The sequence below is a fragment of the Desulfobacter sp. UBA2225 genome (assembly GCF_002348205.1).
GTDB classification, from domain to species: Bacteria; Desulfobacterota; Desulfobacteria; order Desulfobacterales; family Desulfobacteraceae; genus Desulfobacter; species Desulfobacter postgatei.
Genome location: NZ_DDYV01000108.1, coordinates 1 through 20,412, shown reverse-complemented (window position 1 = coordinate 20,412; position 20,412 = coordinate 1). Strand labels below are relative to the sequence as shown.

Annotated in this window: 16 protein-coding genes; 7 read left to right on the top strand and 9 right to left on the bottom strand. The window is 46.3% G+C overall.

Annotated features, from left to right (window positions below):
* Both B3D59_RS05985 and guaB read right to left on the bottom strand, forming a co-directional pair.
* A partial coding sequence (locus tag B3D59_RS05985; protein WP_286818410.1) for a DNA polymerase III subunit alpha occupies positions 1–2,070 on the bottom strand: 2,070 nt, incomplete at its 3' end.
* 6 nt (positions 2,071–2,076) lie between these two features.
* Entirely contained in the window at positions 2,077–3,546 is a 1,470-nt protein-coding gene (guaB, locus tag B3D59_RS05980; RefSeq protein WP_286818409.1) for an IMP dehydrogenase, read from the bottom strand.
* A 302-nt stretch (positions 3,547–3,848) separates the two neighbouring features.
* On the opposite strand from guaB, the gene B3D59_RS05975 reads away from it, so the two are divergent.
* Together B3D59_RS05975 and B3D59_RS05970 are read left to right on the top strand one after the other, a co-directional pair.
* Positions 3,849–4,937, top strand: a complete 1,089-nt coding sequence (locus tag B3D59_RS05975) for a 6-phosphofructokinase (protein ID WP_286818407.1) — start codon at positions 3,849–3,851, stop codon at positions 4,935–4,937.
* Between the two features lie 26 nt (positions 4,938–4,963).
* On the top strand, positions 4,964–5,572 hold the full coding sequence (locus B3D59_RS05970; protein WP_276999445.1) for an L-threonylcarbamoyladenylate synthase: 609 nt from the start codon (positions 4,964–4,966) through the stop codon (positions 5,570–5,572).
* An 8-nt stretch (positions 5,573–5,580) separates the two neighbouring features.
* Here the strand turns inward: B3D59_RS05970 and sppA are convergent, their stop codons facing one another.
* The 4 genes from sppA to hisC form a co-directional block, all read right to left on the bottom strand.
* Complete coding sequence (gene sppA, locus B3D59_RS05965; protein ID WP_286818406.1) at positions 5,581–6,483, bottom strand: signal peptide peptidase SppA; 903 nt, start codon at positions 6,481–6,483, stop codon at positions 5,581–5,583.
* A gap of 118 nt (positions 6,484–6,601) precedes the next feature.
* Positions 6,602–8,392, bottom strand: coding sequence for a 30S ribosomal protein S1 (locus B3D59_RS05960; RefSeq protein WP_286818405.1), 1,791 nt, complete (start codon positions 8,390–8,392; stop codon positions 6,602–6,604).
* 125 nt (positions 8,393–8,517) lie between these two features.
* Positions 8,518–9,177: a (d)CMP kinase gene (gene cmk, locus B3D59_RS05955; protein WP_286818404.1), complete on the bottom strand. Its 660-nt coding sequence runs from the start codon at positions 9,175–9,177 to the stop codon at positions 8,518–8,520.
* 4 nt (positions 9,178–9,181) lie between these two features.
* The gene (gene hisC, locus B3D59_RS05950; RefSeq protein WP_286818403.1) at positions 9,182–10,273 is read right to left on the bottom strand and encodes a histidinol-phosphate transaminase; all 1,092 of its coding nucleotides are present in this window, start codon (positions 10,271–10,273) and stop codon (positions 9,182–9,184) included.
* 224 nt (positions 10,274–10,497) lie between these two features.
* Here hisC and B3D59_RS05945 point away from each other — a divergent pair, with 224 nt between their 5' ends.
* Entirely contained in the window at positions 10,498–11,682 is a 1,185-nt protein-coding gene (locus B3D59_RS05945; RefSeq protein WP_286818402.1) for an exo-beta-N-acetylmuramidase NamZ family protein, read from the top strand.
* Between the two features lie 134 nt (positions 11,683–11,816).
* Here B3D59_RS05945 and B3D59_RS05940 read toward each other — a convergent pair whose 3' ends face one another.
* Complete coding sequence (locus B3D59_RS05940) at positions 11,817–12,020, bottom strand: hypothetical protein (RefSeq protein ID WP_286818401.1); 204 nt, start codon at positions 12,018–12,020, stop codon at positions 11,817–11,819.
* A 282-nt stretch (positions 12,021–12,302) separates the two neighbouring features.
* Here B3D59_RS05940 and B3D59_RS05935 point away from each other — a divergent pair, with 282 nt between their 5' ends.
* From B3D59_RS05935 to B3D59_RS05920, 4 genes are all read left to right on the top strand, one after another.
* On the top strand, positions 12,303–14,948 hold the full coding sequence (locus tag B3D59_RS05935; RefSeq protein ID WP_286818399.1) for a 1-acyl-sn-glycerol-3-phosphate acyltransferase: 2,646 nt from the start codon (positions 12,303–12,305) through the stop codon (positions 14,946–14,948).
* A 5-nt stretch (positions 14,949–14,953) separates the two neighbouring features.
* A complete protein-coding gene (locus tag B3D59_RS05930; RefSeq protein WP_286818397.1) occupies positions 14,954–16,645 on the top strand; it encodes a sugar phosphate nucleotidyltransferase in 1,692 nt (563 codons plus the stop codon).
* A gap of 136 nt (positions 16,646–16,781) precedes the next feature.
* Positions 16,782–17,477, top strand: coding sequence for a dihydrodipicolinate reductase (gene dapB, locus B3D59_RS05925; protein ID WP_349676872.1), 696 nt, complete (start codon positions 16,782–16,784; stop codon positions 17,475–17,477).
* Positions 17,478–17,479: 2 nt separating this feature from the next.
* On the top strand, positions 17,480–18,004 hold the full coding sequence (locus B3D59_RS05920) for a DnaJ domain-containing protein (protein WP_286818396.1): 525 nt from the start codon (positions 17,480–17,482) through the stop codon (positions 18,002–18,004).
* 31 nt (positions 18,005–18,035) lie between these two features.
* Here B3D59_RS05920 and B3D59_RS05915 read toward each other — a convergent pair whose 3' ends face one another.
* Both B3D59_RS05915 and B3D59_RS05910 read right to left on the bottom strand, forming a co-directional pair.
* A complete protein-coding gene (locus tag B3D59_RS05915) occupies positions 18,036–18,386 on the bottom strand; it encodes a hypothetical protein (RefSeq protein WP_286818395.1) in 351 nt (116 codons plus the stop codon).
* A gap of 182 nt (positions 18,387–18,568) precedes the next feature.
* Positions 18,569–20,203, bottom strand: a complete 1,635-nt coding sequence (locus B3D59_RS05910; RefSeq protein WP_286818394.1) for a hypothetical protein — start codon at positions 20,201–20,203, stop codon at positions 18,569–18,571.
* Between the last annotated feature and the right edge of the window lie 209 nt (positions 20,204–20,412).

Here is a 20,412-nt window from a genome sequence, read left to right as displayed (position 1 = left end):
CATGACCTGCTCCTGGTACAGGATCACCCCGTAAGTTTCTTCAAGTATAGGCTCTAATTCGGGAAACAGGTATACCACAGGTTCCCGTCCATGCTTTCGTTCAACATAGTTGTCCGCCATCCCCGAATCCAAAGGACCGGGCCGGTAAAGGGCAACAAGGGCAACAATGTCTGAAAAACTGGCCGGTTTCAGGCGGGAGATCAGTTCCTTCATGCCCGAACTTTCAAGCTGGAATACCCCGGTGGTATCGGCATTTTGCAAAAGCTCAAAAGTTTTTTGATCTGAATAATCAAGGTGCAGCAGATCCGGCGGCGTTTTGCCCTGTTTTTCGATCAAAGCAATACAGTTTTTAATAACAGTCAGATTGCGAAGCCCAAGGAAATCAAACTTTACAAGACCCTGTTTTTCAGTGAAGTTCATGTCAAACTGGGTAATGGTTTCACCGTCTTTACCCTTGAATAACGGCAAATATTCGCACAGGGGTTTGTCAGAAACCACAACACCTGCGGCATGGGTGGATGCATGCCGCGGCAACCCTTCGAGCAGCATGGCAACCTCCAGCATCTGGGTTTTGGCCTCTGTTTCCAGGCATTTATCCCGAATGGCCGGGACCTCATCCAATGCCTTTTTTAGATTTTTGGCGGTGTCGGGTATCATCTTGGCGACTTCGTCCACTTCGGAAAGAGGGACACCCAGCGCCCTTCCCACATCCCGAATGACGGCCTTGGCTTTCAATTTTCCAAAGGTGATGATCTGGCACACATATTCCGGCCCGCCGTAACGCTGAACCGTATAATCATAGACCTGCTCTCTGCCCTCAATGCAGAAATCCACGTCAATATCAGGCATGGAGATACGGGCCGGGTTTAAAAACCGTTCAAAAATCAACCCGTGCTCAATGGGATCCAGTGCTGTAATCCCCATGGCATAAGCCACCATGGAGCCGGCCGCAGACCCCCTGCCCGGCCCCACCGGCACCCCGATTTTTCGTGCATGGCTGATAAAGTCGGCCACAATGAGAAAATAACCAGGGAACCCCATTTTAAGGATAATATCAATCTCGTATTTAATCCGATCCCTGTAGACCTGTTCATCGATGTCGGGACGCTTTTTCTTGATTTTGGCAAGGCGTTCTTCAAAGCCTTCCATGGCAAGTTTTTTAAACAGTTCATCCTCGGATAGTCCGTCGCCAAGGTCATACCGGGGAAAATGATAGGTTTTCTTGCCGAAATCCACCTCGCACATATCCGCGATCAGCTTTGTATTGGCAATGGCATCGGGGAAATGCCCAAGGGAATCGGCCATCTCCTGCCTGGATTTGAAGTAAAGCTGGTCCGAATCAAATTTAAACCGGTCGACATTGTCAAAGGTATCGCCGGTCTGAATGCACAAAAGGATTTCATGGGCCTTGGCATCGCCCCTGGAAAGGTAATGGCAGTCATTGGTGGCCACCATGGGAATGGAAAGACGTTTGCTCATATCAAGCAGACCGTTATTCAGACGACGCTGGATATCCATCCCGTTTTCCTGGACTTCAAGAAAAAAGTTTCCCTCACCCAACGTATCAAGATAAAACCGTGCCAATTCATCTGCTTTGGCCTGATTCCCTGCCAGAATAGCCTGGGGAATATCCCCTTTCAGGCAGGCGGAAAGCCCCACAAGCCCCTTGGCATGTTCGGCCAAAAGCGTCTTGTCGATCCTGGGCTTAAAATAAAAACCCTTGAGCTGGGCCACGGAAACCAACTTGCAAAGATTGGTGTACCCCTCCCGATCCTTAGCCAAAAGAATCAAATGAGTTAACCCTTTTCTATCCAGCTGGGTCCGGTCATTTAAAGTTCTGGGCGCCACATAGACTTCGCAGCCTATTATGGGTTTGATACCGGCTTTTTGGGCTTTTTCATAAAACTCGGCCACACCGAACATGGTTCCATGGTCTGTAATGGACACGGCATCCATGCCATATTCCGAACATCTTTTCATCAGGTCGTTTAGCCGAATGGCCCCGTCAAGCAAGGAGTATTCGGAATGAAGGTGCAAATGATAAAACGGTATATCCTGATTAGTGGTCATAGGACTTTAATTGCTTTCTACTCTATAATTGGGTGATTCCTTGGTGATGACAACATCATGCACATGGCTCTCCTTTAATCCGGCTGCAGTGATCCGGACAAACGTTGCCTTGCTGTGCAATTCTTCAATCGTGGCTGCGCCAAGATAGCCCATGCCGGCCTTAAGCCCGCCGATCATCTGGACAATATTCTCGCGGATGGTTCCCCGGTAGGGAATCCGGCCCACGATGCCTTCGGGAACCAACTCCTCATTTTCACCGGTATCTTTCTGATAATATCTGTCGGAACTACCCTTTTTCATGGCTTCCACAGACCCCATGCCGCGATAGGCTTTATATGAACGCCCCTGGTAAATGACGATTTCGCCGGGGCTTTCTTTGGTGCCGGCCAGAAGGCTGCCCAACATAACGGAATGCGCCCCGGCCCCCAAGGCTTTGGAAACATCTCCGGAAAACTTTATCCCGCCGTCGGCAATCAGGGGCACGCCGGTTTTCTTTGAGATCTCGGCGCAGTTCATCACAGCGGAGAGCTGGGGTACGCCAACACCTGCAACAATACGGGTAGTGCATATGGAACCCGGGCCAATACCGATTTTAACGGCATCAACACCTGCGTCAATCAATGCCTTTGCCCCGGCTTCCGTGGCCACATTACCAGCAATGAGCTGGCAGTCGGGAAATGCTGCCTTGATACGCTGAACCGCAGTGATCACATTTTGAGAATGCCCATGGGAGGTATCAATGACCAGGGCATCTGCCCCGGCATTCAGAAGTGCGTCCACACGGTCCATCATATCAGAGCCCACACCAATGGCGGCACCGGCTCTCAGACGTCCCAGGGAATCCTTGCAGGCATTGGGATATTTTCTTATCTTTTCAATATCCTTAATGGTGATCAATCCTTTGAGTTTACCCTGGGGATCCACCACCAGAAGTTTTTCAATCCTGTGTTTATGCAGCATGATTTTGGATTCTTCCAGGGTACATTTTTCAGGCACGGTCACCAGATTTTCACTGGTCATAACCTCCCTGGCCGGTTTATCCAACTGGGTTTCAAAACGAAGATCCCTGTTGGTCACGATGCCAACCAGCTTATCGCCTTCAATCACCGGGATACCTGAAATCCGATATTTGGCCATAATGCTTAGTACTTCGGAGATCGTGGCATCGGGATGGACTGTTACAGGGTCAACAATCATGCCGCTTTCGCTTTTTTTAACCCGATCCACTTCAACCACCTGCTCTGCAATACTCAGGTTTCTGTGAATAAACCCCAGGCCGCCGGCCCGGGCCATGCTGATGGCGGTATCTGATTCGGTCACCGTATCCATGGCTGCACTGACAATGGGAATATTAAGCTCAAGCGCCTTGGTCAGACGGGTTCGTGTGGAAACTTCGTCAGGCAGAATGGCTGAATAATCGGGAAGCAGAAGCACATCATCAAAAGAGAGCCCTTGTTCTGGTAATACATTGGACATAAAAAAAACCTCCGGAAAGGAAAGATGTTTATTTATGCTTGAAAGGCCGGCCGTCACGTAAAAAAGGTAGGTGAAAGGGCCAGCCAATAATATTCAAAGCAAAGTATATAAACAGGTTCTTTTACCAAAACCATGAACTTTTTACAAGGTCATTCCCCGGGAAATATCCATAAAGGATCTTCTAATTCATTTGTTTCATCACTGATTATCTGATATAGGACCGTGAGGTAAATTCGACCACTTTAATTCAACATGGGACAATGTCAGAGATATCCTATATTTCCATTAACGAGGATTAGGCCATGGGAAAAAAAATTGGTGTAGTAACAGGCGGAGGAGACTGCCCCGGACTTAATGCGGTAATCCGGGCCATTGTAAAAGCCGGCGACATGCAGGGGTTTACGACCATAGGTGTTCGGGGCGGTTTTGACGGACTTTTGACACCGGTTCAGGCGGCCCCCCTCACCGTCCGGGATATGGACGGGCTTCTTATCCGCGGCGGCACAATTCTGGGCACTGCAAATTCCGGCAAATTCTCATCAAAAACAGGCCAGGGTAAAACACGAAAGATACCAGAAAATCTTATGGCCCAGGTACGACAGACTATAGAAGCGTTAGGCCTGAACGCACTTGTGGTCATCGGCGGTGACGGCACGCTGACCACAGCCCTGCAGATGCATGAATCAGGGCTGCCTGTCATCGGTGTCCCCAAGACCATAGACAATGACCTGGATGCCACCCAGCAGACCTTTGGATTTGACACAGCCGTGGCCTGTGCCGTGGATGCCCTTGATCGGCTGCATTCAACAGCCCAGAGCCATAACCGGGTCATGGTGCTTGAGGTCATGGGCCGGTATGCCGGCTGGATTGCCGCCTATGCCGGGCTTGCCGGAGGGGCGGATGTTATTCTGATTCCTGAAATAAAATTTAATATGCCGTCCATTGAGAAAAAAATCAGGGCCCGGGAAGCCACAGGCAAATTATTCACCATTGTTATTGTGGCCGAAGGTGCAAAACTTGACGACAGCATGGTGGTGTCTGACAATGATGAAACAGACAGAGAAGTCCGTCTTGGCGGCATTGGTTATGCAATTGCCGAAAGAATTCAGGAAAAAACCGGCAAAGAGAGCCGGTGCGTGGTCCTTGGTCATCTCCAGCGCGGGGGCCAGCCAACCCACTGGGACAGGCAGTTATGCACCCGGTTCGGGGTTCAGGCGGTGCATATGGCAGCCGGCAGAACTTTTGGCAAAATGGTAGCACTTAAGCCCAGCGGAATGATGGGAAGCGTAAATTTAAAAGATGCCGTAAACAGAATACGCAGCGTTGATCCCCACGGAGAGTTGATCCTGACCGCCAGAACGCTTGGCATCTGTTTTGGTGATGAAATTTAGATATTCCGAATTCCAGGAGAACCCCTATGTTATATAATGTTAATCCCCATACGCCTCAGGCAAGAATTATATCCATGGCTGTGGAAAGTCTCAAGAAAGGCGGTATTATCGCCTATCCCACAGACACCTTTTACGGTATCGGCTGTGATATCATGAACAAAAAGGCAATTGAAAAAATATACCAGATCAAACAACGGGATAAAACCAAGCCTTTCAGCTTCATCTGCCCGGATCTAAAAAATATTGCCGACTATGCCAAGGTCTCCAATATAGCCTATCGCCACATGAAACGTTTGCTGCCCGGTCCCTATACCTTTATTCTGACCGGATCAAAGATGGTGCCCAAAATTATGCTGACAAAAAGAAAAACCGCAGGCATCAGAGTCCCGGCCAATCAAATCGCCATCAACCTTGCCCTGCAACTGGGAAACCCCATTATTTCAACCTCCGCCACAGACCCTGACGGCAAAGTGTTTGAAGATGCATCCCTACTCCATGATTATTTCGACGCAAGGATAGACATGGTTCTGGATGGAGGTCCTGTGCCGAACATCCCCTCTTCCGTAATCTCCTTGGTTGAGGACGAGCCAGAGGTAATCAGGCACGGTGCAGGCGAGGTTGATATTTTTGAGTAGATTCGTTCTTAGTTGAAAACATACCTGAAGGATTCGGACAGGCTGCTGCCCCAATTAACATCCTGAAGCAGGGTTTCGGCCAGTCTTCTGAACAGGGTTATTTTATCCTCTTTGGGATAAACAGGGGTCAGTTCCCCTTCAATGCCGGCCATCTGTCCGGCCCACTGCACAGCATCATCCATGTTGCCGATACGATCAACAAGCTTAAGTTTCATGGCGGTCTGTCCGGTATAAACCCTGCCGTCAGCCAGTTTGGCCATGGCATCAGTTTCCATATTCCTGGCTGCAGCCGCATCGGATACGAACTGAGCATGCAGTTCATCCACAAGATTTTGAAACAGCTGTTTTTCACTCTCTTTAAGCTCTCTCGTGGGGGATCCCATGTCCTTATACTCACCGCTTTTTATTACCACAGGAGAGATCCCGATTTTTTTAGCGATCTGTTCAAGATTGGCATACTCCATGATTACGCCGATGGAACCGGTGATGGTGCCGGAATTTGCAACAATACCCTGGGTTGCGCATGCAATATAATACCCTCCGGAGGCCGCAACAGAACCCATGGAGGCAATCACGGTTTTTGCATCACGGGTCTTCAAAAGTTCCCGGTAGATTTCCTGGGAAGGCCCGATTCCACCGCCTGGACTGTCAACCCTTAAAATAATCGCCTTAATGGTGTCATCATCCTTGAACCCTTGAATATCTTTAATAATTTTTTTTGAAGATATAATAGGACCCGTGACCTCAACCACGCCGATATTACCCCGGGATGAGGCGATGGCACCGCTGATCTCACTGTTCACGGCAATAGCACCCAGCACGGCAACACCGGAGAGGGCAAGCAACCCTAAGGTAAAGCAGGCACAGATAACACAAAGAAAAAACAAAAAAGGATGGCGTCTAGCAAACATAAGGGATTCTTCCTTAATTTTGATTGGAACTAAAAAGGCCGGATGTCCTGTTTAGAGGATCAGTCCGGCCTTCAAAATTTAAAAAATTGCAATCCTGCTACTGCCTGTCAGACAGGGATTACTCGTTTTCTTTTTTCTCCGCTTCCAGTTTTTCCTGGATATTGCTTCTCAGCATCTCTCCAAATGCGGATGCGGCAGGTTTGGAACTTTTTGCAATTTCTTCAAGATATCTGTTGTCATCATCATCTTCCTTCAGGCGCTTGATGGACAGGCCGATCCGTCTTTCATCGGAATTGATATTCATTACCTTGGCCGTAATGGTTTCGCCGATCTGGTAATGCTCTTTGGGACTCTTGATATTTTCCTTGCTGATTTCAGATACATGAACCAGCCCTTCAATGCCTTCTTCAAGCTCTACAAACACACCGAAATCGGTGAGGTTGGTGATGACGCCGGAAATTTCCTTGCCCACGTCATAGCGTTGGGCAACGGTTTCCCATGGATCTATCTGGGTCTGCTTAATACCCAAAGAGAATCTTTCATTGGCCTTGTCAATGTCAAGTACAACTGCCTGGATGGTATCATTTTTCTTATAAATTTCGGAAGGATGCTTGATCCGTTTGGTCCAGGATATATCAGAGATGTGAACCAGGCCGTCAATGTCGTCATCAATACCGATAAAAAGACCAAATTCGGTAATGTTCTTGATTTTTCCTTCAATGATGGTGCCCACTGGATATTTTTGGGAAATGACTTCCCAGGGATTCTCGACAGTCTGTTTAATGCCCAGAGAAATTCTACGGTTTTCAGGTTTAAGATCCAGAACAACAGCCTCAACCTGTTCGCCCACGGCAACCATCTGGGATGGGTGACGGATTTTGCGGGTCCAAGACATTTCAGAAACATGGATAAGACCTTCGACACCCTCTTCAAGCTCAATGAACGCCCCGTAATCAGTCAGGCTGACCACCCGGCCTTTGATCTTGGAACCGATGGGATATTTATCGGCAGCAGTTGTCCAGGGATCAGGCGTCAACTGTTTCATGCCCAGGGAGACCCGTTCCTTCTCAAAATCAAAGGAGAGAATTTTCACCTTGATATGATCGCCAACGGAGAAGAGTTCAGAGGGATGTTTAACCCGTCCCCAGGAAATATCGGTAATATGGAGAAGTCCGTCAACGCCTCCGAGATCAACAAAGACACCGTATTCGGTAATATTTTTGACAATACCTTCCATGACTTTGTCATTTTCAATGGCAGACAGGGTGGCACTGCGCATTTTTTCTCTTTCGTTTTCAAGCAGTACCCGGCGAGACAGAACAATATTGTTTCTTTTCTTGTTGTACTTGAGAATTTTAAAGGTATACGTCTGGCCGACCATTTCATCCATGTTGCGGATGGGCCGCAGGTCCGCCTGGGAGCCGGGCAAAAAGGCCAGCAGTCCGATATCAACGGAGAAACCACCTTTAACCCGACTGGTGATGACACCCTCAATGGTACCGTCTTCGTCGTAGATGTCCTTGATGGCGTCCCACACTTTAACCTTTTTGGCTTTCTCACGGGACAGAAGAACGGTCTCCTCTTCTTCATCCCATACTTCAATCATCACCTCAAACTCGTCGCCGACGTTGACGCTGACATTGCCGTCCTCACTAATGAATTCATGAATTGAGATCTGCCCCTCGGATTTGTATCCCACATCCACAAGGACTCTTTCCCTGCCGACGGAGATCACTGTTCCGGTGACAACCTGTCCCTCTTCAAATTTACTGAGGCTGGAATCATAGATATCCAGCAGTTCTTCCATGGTCTCTTCTCCGGTGAGTTCGAGTTCGGACTCTTTTACCTCATTTTGGGTCTCTAATTCTTGATTCATGTTTTGGTTTTCTTCAGCAATGTTGTTGTTCATTAATGTTTATCCCCCTAATCGATGATGTTACCCGCCTTTGAATCATAAGGAAAAGATGGCGAAGGCGGATACAATTGGTTCTTATACCAACGAAAAAATGAAAAATCAAGGAATTCCGGAACTTTTTAAACCTTCTTGATGATGCTTTTCATTTTTTCAACGACCTGGGAAACATCTAATGCAGTTGCATCTATGAGGAGAGCATCCGGAGCCTGTTTTAATGGAGATACGGGACGTTGGGTATCATCTGCGTCCCGCTTGATCATATCTTCGAGAATTTTTCCAAATGAAATTCCGGAGGCGTTTGATTCCTCAAATCGTCTCCGGGCACGTACGTTAACATCAGCGGTCAGGAAAAACTTATAAGACGCGTTGGGAAAAACAGCCGTACCCATGTCCCGGCCTTCAAACACGGCATCCCTTTCCCCGGCAATGGATTTCTGAATCCCCAGCAATGCCCTTCGCACCTGGGGGATCGCCGACGTGGCCGAGGCCAGCATACTGATTTCATTGGTGCGGATATATGAGCTGATATCCCGGCCTGATGATGTCAGAACAGGGTCCCGTCCGTCCATGACAAAATCAAGATCAAGGCAGGCAAGAAACCGTTCAAGCCGGGCACTGTCTTCCCAGTTGATCTGCCGGCGCTTGATTTCAAACGCAACAGCTCTATACAAAGCACCGGTGTCCACATAAACCCAGCCAAGCTCCCTTGCAAGCGCTTTTGAAACCGTTGTTTTACCGGCACCGGCCGGCCCGTCAATGGTAACAATACGCCTGCCCATTATTTTATTTGCCTGCAACACTGATCAGGGCATCCACGCATATCTTATTTTCCTGGTCCGTGCCGGCATTTATGCGAATAAAGGTGTCATATCCATAGGATGCCAGAGAACGCACCACCACCCCTTTTCGAAGCAGTTTCTCACAGATCTCCCGGGAATTGGTCTTTACATCCATCATAAGGAAATTGGCCTGGGTGGGCAGCACCTCAAAACCGGCTTCCGTGAATTTTTGGGTTAAAAAATCAATGCCCTGGTGGGTACCGGAGATGGTTTTGGACAGAAAATCGGTATCTTCCAGCGCGGCTTGGGCCGCAACCTGGGCAAGGGCGTTTACATTAAAGGGTTGACGTATCCGGTTTAAAATTTCAGCGACAGCTTTATCCATAACCCCGTAGCCAATGCGGAAACCGGCAAGGCCGTATGCTTTGGAAAAGGTTCTTAGGGTAACGATTCTTGGATCCGTCAACGGCACATCCAAAGCATTATAGACCGAATCGTCGCGTACAAATTCGATATACGCTTCATCCACGACAATCAGCACAGTGTCCGGCAATTGATCGGCAAATCGTAAAAATTCATCTTTGGTAATTACAGCCCCGGTAGGATTAAAGGGGTTGGTCACAAAGACCAGTTTCGTTTTTGGGGTGACCGCCTTGACAAGCCCGTCAAGATTGGTGGAAAAATCCTTGAGGGGGACCATAACCGGAACACCTTTTGCGGTTTTCACACTGATCTCATACATCAGAAAGGACGGCAGCGGCATCACCGCTTCCTGTCCGGGGTCCAAAAATCCATGAGCAAGCAGGGCAATGATATCATCGGAACCGTTTCCAATGACCAGATTTTCCATCTGAACATGGTATTTTTCAGCAAGTTTCTGGCATAGTATAAAAGGGACCGGCTCAGGATACCGGTTCATCGCGGACAATTTTGACAAGACAGCCTGGGCCACTTTGGGCGAACACCCGAAAGGGTTTTCATTGGAGGCAAGCTTTACCGCGTTGGAAATACCATACTCGCGTTCTACCTCACTTAAAGGTTTGCCGGCCTCATAGGGTTTTATGGCCTTTACGGACTCACTGATTGAAAACGACATGAAAAATGTGCTCCATTGATTTGCAGGTTGGATAAAACAGTACTAATTAGTTAGGATTTGAATTTTTGTCAACACCTGTGATAATGAGTCATACGGATTGTAAAGTATGATCCTTACCCTCTCGGCCGTTTTTCTTGCTCTTAATCTTAATCTTGCTCGAATTTATCGGTATTTAGAGCATGGGCAAGATTAAGAGGACGATAAAGATTATTTGGAGGTTAGCATTGAACAAAAACGCACCAAGGATTAAAACCGGACTGGAGAGCCTTTGCGATAATCCGCCTGAATATTTGAAAGGCATGCGCTTAGGCCTCTTGGCAAATCCGGCCTCAATCACAAGCCGGTTTGCACATGCAAAGGATGTTCTAAGCAGACTTTTTCCAGGGCGGGTTTGCGCCTTGTTCTCACCCCAGCACGGTTTTTTTGCCGAAAAGCAGGACAATATGATTGAATCGGGGCATTTCAGGGATCCTGATCTGAATATACCGGTATTCAGCCTATATAGTGAAACACGGGTTCCCACAGCCGATATGTTTGACCCCATCGATACCCTGGTCATTGATATCCAGGATGTGGGTACCCGTGTGTATACCTTTATATATACCATCTCATACTGCCTTGAAACGGCAGCAAAACTCGGCAGATCCGTAGTGATCCTGGACCGGCCCAACCCTGTTGGCGGCCTGCAGGTAGAGGGCAATATCCTTGAAGAAGAGTGTGCGTCATTTGTTGGGCGATACCCCATACCCATGCGCCACGGCATGACCATAGGCGAAATTACCGCCTATATCAATACAACCCAAAAGATCGGTTGTGACCTTACCGTGATTCCCATGCAGGGATGGACCCGGGATATGTACTGGCAGGACACCGGATTAGTCTGGATTCCGCCTTCCCCGAACCTGCCCACCCCGCTTTCCGCCATGGTCTATCCCGGCCAGGTTATCTTTGAAGGCACCAATCTGTCGGAAGGACGGGGGACCACGCTGCCCTTTGAACAATTCGGCGCGCCTTATGTGGATACTATGACATTGATACAGGCCGTGAAAGACCGTCTTAAAGGCATTGTGCTGCGGCCACTGTGTTTCCAACCCACATCCGGAAAATGGCAGAACCAGACATGCAAAGGGGTTCAAATCCACATCATGGACAGAGATGAATATAAACCCTATCTGTGTTCCCTGATTTTATTACAGGAAATCATGAGAGCACACCCCAACGGCTTTCAGTTCAAGACGCCGCCCTATGAATATGAATTTGAGCGCCTGCCCATGGATCTGATTTTAGGAAGCCGGAACTTGCGGAAAAATATTGAAAAAATGAATGATCCCGTTGAATTGGAAAAAGCCTGGCAAAGACCATTGCAGGAGTTTAGGCAGGAGTCACAAGACTTTTATCTATACAAATAAAAAAAGGGGCGTGACTTTCTATCACGGCCCCTTTTTAGCTTTATACTATGGACTGATAAATCCGACAACGCGGAATTATATTGCGCTTTTCCTACTGCCGATTCTTTTTACGATTCGGCAAGTTAGGTCTTGGTTTAATCGGTAGAAGCGTCAACGCCTTCGTCATTTTTCCAAGAGTCTTTCAACTCGTCAAATCCAAGGTAGAGTGCAAAACCGCCACCCACGAGAAGAACAACAGGGATACATCCGGTAATAATTTGTATAAACTCTGTAAACCATACCGCCAGACCAACAACTCCGAGAAGAACTGCAATAGCTCCGCCAATTAACGTTTTCATAGGTTATCCTCCTTAAATTCCCGTCTAAACATTTGATACGTAAATATGTGATCCATACCCAAAAAAATTAATGTACTTGCTTATATGCTTATTTCAATTTCAAATAGATGGAGAAAAGTATCACAGGCCCCTGATTTTATCAAGGCGTTTTTACCTATATCAAGACACCTGAATAAAATTATCATATTGCCATGTAAACCAAGCTCTGGTATTGAATTAACCGAAAAAAGCGTTCCTGCCACGATTGACCCTTCAAGCTTCGAAGGAAAAAAAGGACACCCTATGAGTTTGTTTGCACCGATAAATAATCTGGTCTCAGCCACCAGAACAAAAATACATAAAATAATAGCGTTTCTACTTAACGATTCCTATGATTATTATTCAAATTTTTATCCTGGCACCCAAAGCTTTATCATTGGAAAAACACTGAACCATCTTGTTAATAAAATCAGTATTGGTAACTCCAGCCTTAAACGGATAAAAAATACGGCACCGGATTCAATTGTTGTTTTTGCCTGTAAAAACAAGCATATTTTTGATTTTTTATATTTTCACACCCTTTTGAAACGCATAAACGGACCCTATCCTGAACTGAGTTTTGATTTACGTTTTTTCTTTCTTCTGCCCGCAAAACAGATTGGAAGAATTATTCTGTCGCAATTATACTTCTTTTTCCACAATTTCCATTTCAAAGATATCTATGCCAGCGGATATGCCCGGAAAATGCTTCTGGAAAACCGGGCAGGATTTATCAGCCTTATAGAAGAGGATGAATTTTATAACAGGTTTATCAGATCTACACCGGATCCTCTATTTCATCTGATTGAATTGCAGAAACAAATTGAAAAGTCGGTTGTTATTGTGCCTGAAGATATTATCTATATCACCAAACCCATGCACAAAAATCCAAGCCTTGGGGATATAATCTTCGGCACCCATGAAAAACCCGGTCGCCTCAAAAGGGTGTTTACCATGCTGAGGCAACCGGATAAAATCCGGGTCGAAGTTGCACGGCCCGTAAATCTGAAAGAATTCCTAGCCCGGCCTGAAATCCAGCGTCTTGATTCGGAATTCCAGACCCATCGGTTGAGAAGCCTGCTTGTGGATATCCTCAACCGCCAGCGCAAAAGCATCACAGGACCCGTGCTTAAATCCCGTCAGGAAATCACCGAGGACATTCTTAACAGAAAATCCCTAAGAGAATATCTGGCGGCCTATGCGGATAAAACCGGGACCCCTTTGCGAAAGGTAAACAAAAAGGCCGCGGGCTATATCGATGAAATTGCATCCAATTACAGTTTAAGGGTGATAAACTTTTTAGATTGGATTTTTACCTGGGTATTTAAGAACATATTTGAGGGGATTTCCGTATCCCAGGATGAGATCAACATGATGCGGGAGACTTACAGCAAAGCCCCGCTGATTCTGATTCCCTGCCATAAAAGCCACCTTGATTACCTGCTTTTACCCTATGTTATGTATAAAAACAATATGCCCTGCCCCCACATTGCGGCAGGCAAAAACCTTTCCTTCTGGCCCCTTGGCCCTTTATTCAGGGGTGCCGGGGCGTTTTTCCTGCGCAGGACGTTCAAGGGCGCGGAATTGTATGCCAGAATTTTTGCGGCATATATTGAAAAACTGCTCTATGAGGGGTTTAACATCAAAATTTATATTGAAGGGGGCAGAAGCCGGACGGGAAAAGTACTGCCGCCTAAAATCGGCGGGCTCTCCATGATTATCCGGGCATTTTTAAGCGGCGCCTGTGAAGATCTCTATTTTGTGCCCATTTATGTCGGATATGACAGGGTCCTGGAAGAGGACGCATATCTCAAAGAAATTGAAGGTGGCAACAAAACACCTGAAAACCTGAAAGGGTTGTTGAACACACGCAAATTTTTAAAACGCAAATACGGCAAAGTGTATATAAGATTTGACACGCCGATTTCCATGAACAGGTATATGGAAGAAAAAGGCGTTGATCTCAAAAAGTTCAGTGATCCGGAGTTCAGTCACTTTGTCAAGAGATTCGGATACAAGCTGATAAATCACATCAATGACAATATCGTTGCCACGCCCCATGGTATTATTGCCTCCGGCATCCTTAACTGCTCTGAAAGCACGTTTACAAAAAAACAGATGTTTGCCCGAATAAACACCTATATGAATCATCTGGTCTATCACGGTGCATATCTGTCCGACACACTGATGATTGACCCGGACAATGCCTTTGATTCGGTTATTGAAAATTTTCTTTCCAGAAACTTCATTGAGCTTGCCGATGAAGACGAGGATGAGATCACAGATACCACCATGCTCATTGTCAAGCACAACAAAAGACCGGTTCTGGACTACTATAAAAATTCGGTCATCTGCTTCTTTGTACCGGCGGCCTATACGGCTGCAGCTATTATGGAAATAGACCGGTTTAAGTTTGACATTCAGGATCTTGTATCCAGGTATAAATTTTTACAAAAACTGTTCACGGACGAATTTTCATTTGATGAGCAAATTTCAGCACAAGAGCAGATCTCAAAGGCGATAAAAGGATTTATCAACGAGGGAATTCTTGTGCCGGATACTGAATATGCCGACACCTTTAACCTGACATCGGAAGGATTGAGAAAACTTAAATGGTTTGCAGCTTTTCTCATTCCCTTCTTTGAATCCTATATGACCTGCCTTGTATTCCTGGAAAAAGAAAAGACAGACAAATATGATGTCAAAGAGCGTGCAAAAAAGCTGCTCTCCTTTGGCAACAAACTATACAGACGCAACCAGGTGGTACGAAAGGAATCCTTGTCCCTGATCAACTACCGTAACGCCGTAAACTATTTTGCCAAAAACCATATCAACGGTTCCGGGGACCAGAAACGCATAGACGGGTACAAAGAGATCATTGATCTGCTTTCCAGACGAATCTCAAGCTGACCATCATGAAAGCCCTTATACTTGCAGCAGGGTTTGGCACAAGGCTGCTGCCCTATACACAGCATTTGCCCAAGCCCCTTTTTACCATCAACGGCCGGCCCGTTCTCGACTATGCCGTCAGGAATCTTTTAGATGCCGGTTGCACAAAAATTTTTATCAATGCCCACCATCTGGCAGATGCCATTGCAACGTTTGTTGACAACCACCGGTCAAAAAACCTTTTGGAAGTGGTTTTTGAGCCCGTAATTTTAGATACCGGCGGGGCCATTGCCAACCTTGGCAGTCAGTTGGCAGATGATGATTTTTTTGTGGTGAATGCAGATGTGATCTGTGATTTTGACCTGTCATATCTCATGGCCCGTCACAAGGCATCTCATGCCCTGGCCACCTTGCTGGTCCATGACTGCTACAGGTTTAACACCCTTTGTGTGGAGCAGGCAACACCAGAACTCGGCATTGTCAGGCATTTTTCCCAGGCCCCGGAATCCGGGCTTGCGTTCACGGGAATCCAGGCAATATCCCCAGGGTTATTTGAATACATGCCCCATGAAACAATATTTTCAAGTATCGATGTGTATAAAAAAGTGTGTGAGCTGGAAAAAATTTCCGCGCTTATGGCAAAGGAATTTTATTGGCGGGACATGGGCACCCCCCAGGATTACCAGCACACATCCAGGGAATGCCTGGCCGGCAAAGTTTTTGGCTTAACCCCGTCTCAGATTCCCGGCATTGATATTCAGGCCATTGCCGGGGACGGTTCGGACCGTCTCTGGTTCCGCGCCCGGCATCGAGAAAAAAGCCTGATTATATCGGATCACGGCATCTGTCTGGATACGGCCCGAAACAACAATGGCACAGCCCAGTTGAACGCATTTATAAAAATCGGGCAGCATCTGGCCGGCAAAGGTATTGCCGTTCCCCCAATTATGGGCCATGACACTATTTCGGGCCAGGTAGCCGTGGCAGATCTTGGCAGTACCCACCTGGTCGACCATATCCGGGGAATGAAGGAAGAACGGATTATTAAATGGTATCAACGTGTCATTGACCGCCTGATTGATTTTTCATTCAAAGGGATTGAGAATTTTGATACGAGTTGGACCTGCCAGACCCCGTCCTACTCAAAACAGATGATTTTGGATCTGGAATGCCGGTATTTCATGCAAGCCTTTGTCAATGAATACGTTGGCCGAAAAGAAGGGTTTGAAAATTTTGCCCGGCAATTTTCCCATATTGCCGACAATGCATTGATCCATGCAATGAACGGGCTCATGCACCGGGACTGCCAGTCGAGAAACATCATGATCCATGACGGCCACCCCTGGTTCATTGATTTTCAATCTGCCCGACCGGGGCCCATTCAATATGATCTGGCTTCCCTTTTGATTGACCCCTATGTTACACTGTCCCAGGCTGTCCGGGATGAACTTTTAAACTATACTTTGGAAAAAATCGGTCTTCAGGTATCCTTTGACATGGCAGCTTTTATACACTCTTTCAGATACTGCTGTATTTCACGTAACCTTCAAATGCTGGGCGCGTTTGGTTTTTTGACCCGAATTAAAAAGAAGAACCAATTTGAAAAATATATCCCGGCAGCTCTGAAAGGACTTGAATGTCGACTCATAAACCTAAATGAACCCGGATTGGCCGGTCTGACCAATTTTGTCCAAAGCCTTCAAGGAGATTTGAAATGAATTGTATACCCATCATGATCAGCGGACTGCCCGGTAATGTGGCCCGTATAATGGNNCCTCGGCGTTACGGGATGAGCGCTTTACCCTTGTACCGTTCTCCCTGACCGGGGAGGAGATTACCCAGGGTGAAGTCTCTGTGGATCAGACAACAGTGACCCTTTTAAAACCCAGTGAAAGGGAAGATAAAATCAATGACATTCTTGGATCCTATCCCGGCTGCATCTGTATTGATTATACCCACCCGACCGCTGTAAATGATAATGCAAAATTCTATGTTGCGCATAAGATCCCCTTTGTCATGGGCACCACGGGCGGAGACAGGCAGGATCTTGAACGTACGGTTAAAAACGGATCTATTCCTGCGGTCATTGCCCCGAACATGGCCAAACAGATTGTCGGGCTCCAGGCCATGCTTGAATACGGAGCAAACACCTTCCCCGGATTGTTCAAAGGATTCACCCTTCAAGTTACGGAAAGCCATCAGCAGGGAAAAGCGGACACATCAGGCACAGCCAAGGCCCTGGTGGCCTGTTTCAACCAACTTGGAACGGACTTTGAGATTTCCAATATTGAAAAAATACGAGACCCCGAAATCCAGAAAGAAAAGTTAGGTGTCCCGGAGGAATATATAGGCGGACACGGATGGCACACATATACGTTGAAAGCCCCAGACGGGTCTGCACTGTTTGAACTGAAACATAACATAAACGGACGGCAGATTTATGTTTCAGGCACCTTTGACGCGGTTGTTTTTCTAAAAAACAAAATTGATACAAATGACGTTGAGCAGAAACTTTTCACCATGATTGATGTCCTGACCGCCGGGAAATGACAATGGCCACCCTGGTTAAATTTATACTGGTTCTTCTGGGCCTGGCCTATCTTATTTCGCCTGCGGATCTCATTCCCGAAATGTATCTGCCCCTGGTGGGATGGATAGACGACAGTCTGGTGATGGTGTGTCTGTATCATCTGATCCGATATGGCCGGCTGCCCTCCTTTTTATTTAAAAAGGGAGGTAAACAATCCTTTGGAAAGAACGACAAGGGCCCAGAACCTACCGAAACATTTAAACAAGGCGCACAAAACCAATCTTCATACCGGTCCAACACAACGGGAAAGTCAACAAAAGGGGAAAAATCAGCCAAACCCGGTACCCTTAAATCCCCATATGATATTCTTGGTGTGGACAGCTCTGCATCCTGGTCTGACATTCAAACTGCATATAAAAACAAGGCCAAGCAATACCACCCGGACAAACTGTCCCACCTGGGTGAAGACTTTTCAACCCTTGCCAATGAAAAATTCTTGGAAATTCAGCAGGCCTATGCAGAGCTCAAATCCATTTATAACAGGTAGAAAAAATTGAATACAACAAATTTTAGGAAATTCAATTGACCGGTATCAGCGAAATTCTTCTACTTATCCTTCTGATATTGTGTATCTTTATTGTACCCAGAATGATTACCCCAAAACCTTCGGGCAGGAGAACAAAAAGAGCGTCTGCCAGGGTATTCACAATGAAAATGAGACTTGCCGTTGTATTGTCGGCAGCCGACATCATCATCAGTGCCTTATGGACAAAACCGTGGCAGGGGCAGATTTCAATGTTTATCGTGTCGGGAATTCTGCCCGTGGCCTTGGGATGGTCCCTTGTCTGGATATTTTCCGCACGAAAAAAATAATCACTCACATTTTCATTGTTCTGAATTTTCGGGCAGAAACGAAAATAATGTATCATTCTCCCTCGACAGAATAGAGAAGGGGCACAAGATGTTGTGCCCGGCACCGCTCCTTGAAAAGCGAGCGTTTATAGACAGATTGTGGAGGTTCCGATTCCTCATAATTTCTAAAAATTGTAAGTTTTAATACGAGAATCACCGGTTTATCCGGTAAATTTTCTGGCTCGAATTAAATTTAAGATTACAGTATATTCTCCCTTAAAATATAACCCACGACCGATCCTTTCTCGACCAGAAATTCCAATATCACCAAAACCTCATCTTTCAACTTCCTGGTCCTCCGTATTCTTTCGCGTTCCTTGTAGATATATTTCCTACCCAGGCTCTCCAGATAATAAAGGGTATTGGTCTCCAATTTAGCTGTCCATAATTTTTTGTTAGAGGTCAACATACCGGACAGCCACATTATGCCAGGATTGAGATACCGGCTGGCTATATTATTCAACGATTTGGCCAGCGAATACAAAGTGGAGGGACAATGGCCGATATTCTTGCCTATTTCCTCGAAGAACAGGCTGTTGCTGTCTTTGAACGTGTGCCAATCAGTGGCGGTCTCTTTCCAAGGGCTTTGTGCAAACAGATAAGTCTTGATGATCCTGTCCACATACCAGTATCCATCCCCGTTCTTGCACAGGTCAACTATCTTTTCAAAAAATAGTGTCCAGACTTGCCAGAACTTGTCGTAAGTATCCAACCGATCTTCAACCAAAATAAATTGCTCAAACAAATCAGCGATAGCTTCCGAGCCATTGAAGCCGTCGAGAAACGGTTTTAAATAATCGGGAATGTCATGCTCGGAAGCATTCAGGACAAAATATGCTAATTTTTCTAAGAAGGACTGGCGGACTGAATAATCGACTTCGTCTTCCCGGTCACGGGACAATAGATTGGTTGCAAAAGTGACGATTATGGACAGCGTCAGCTGTTTATGCATAGCATTAGCTGTCTTCACGGGAATTAACTGAAAGCCCGTATTTAAGATATTTAAATCAGTTTGTTCTATGTTCTTTAAATCATATATGGAGATATTATTCTCCATGATTTTTTTCAGATCATGTTCATGCTTTTTGAAGAAGTCCTTGTAAAGTTGTCCTTTGTCAATCTTATAGGCTCCTTTTTTGTAACTCTCCTGGCGAAGTTTTTCCCTCAGATCCTCATATTGGGGCTTCAAAAGCAAATATCCGATAAACAGAGATTGCATGTCATCAAAATGGCTTTCCCATAATTTATTGATCGCCATGCTGGGAAAGACGTAGTAACTGCCTCCTCCCATACCGACCGGGGAATAATCAAACAGGGTTAGAAGTAGAATTACCTTGATGTTTTCCCTTTCCACCGGATAATTCTGAAACACTACCGGCAAAGCGGAAATGGCCGACGTAGTCCCATCTGAAATTTGATATCGGTAATGAGGCTTGAGTGGAACCCGCGAATACTCCAAGATGATATCTTTGCAATATCCTGTCTCTTCTTCGGAAAGTTTGTCGAAATAATCCGTCAGCAAGATAGAGCAGACATCTGCCGGTATTGAATGATTGAGAAGACGGAAACTTTCATCATCGCCCTGTTTTAATTTCTCGATTATCTCCTTGGTTTCCTGCAAGGCGAGCTGAAGGTTGTTGTCGTACTGTTCATACTGCTTTGAGCGCTCATCCTTTTCTTTTTTGTAGCTTGCCCATAATCTCAAAGGCAAATATTTCATCTGCTCGGAGTTTTCCTTGAGGGCCGCTTCGCTGTATTCCTTGAGCTTAGGATCAATTTCAGGATTGAAAGATATCACGACGCCTTCATCTTTCACCTCGGTGGTCGTTTTCATCTTCCGCCGATCCATTCTCGCAAGGAAAAGCCTCCACGTCTTATCTGCGTCAGTCTCCTCTCAATGCCGTTGACTTAAGACACCTCAAAGTATCAAGCTGGTTGCCTGTATTCCAGATGGAATTTTTTATTCTTTTTATTGAAATTACGTTCATATGTTCTGCCAGGTCTTATGGATTCTATAGATGTAAGCATAAGAGCCTGTAATTT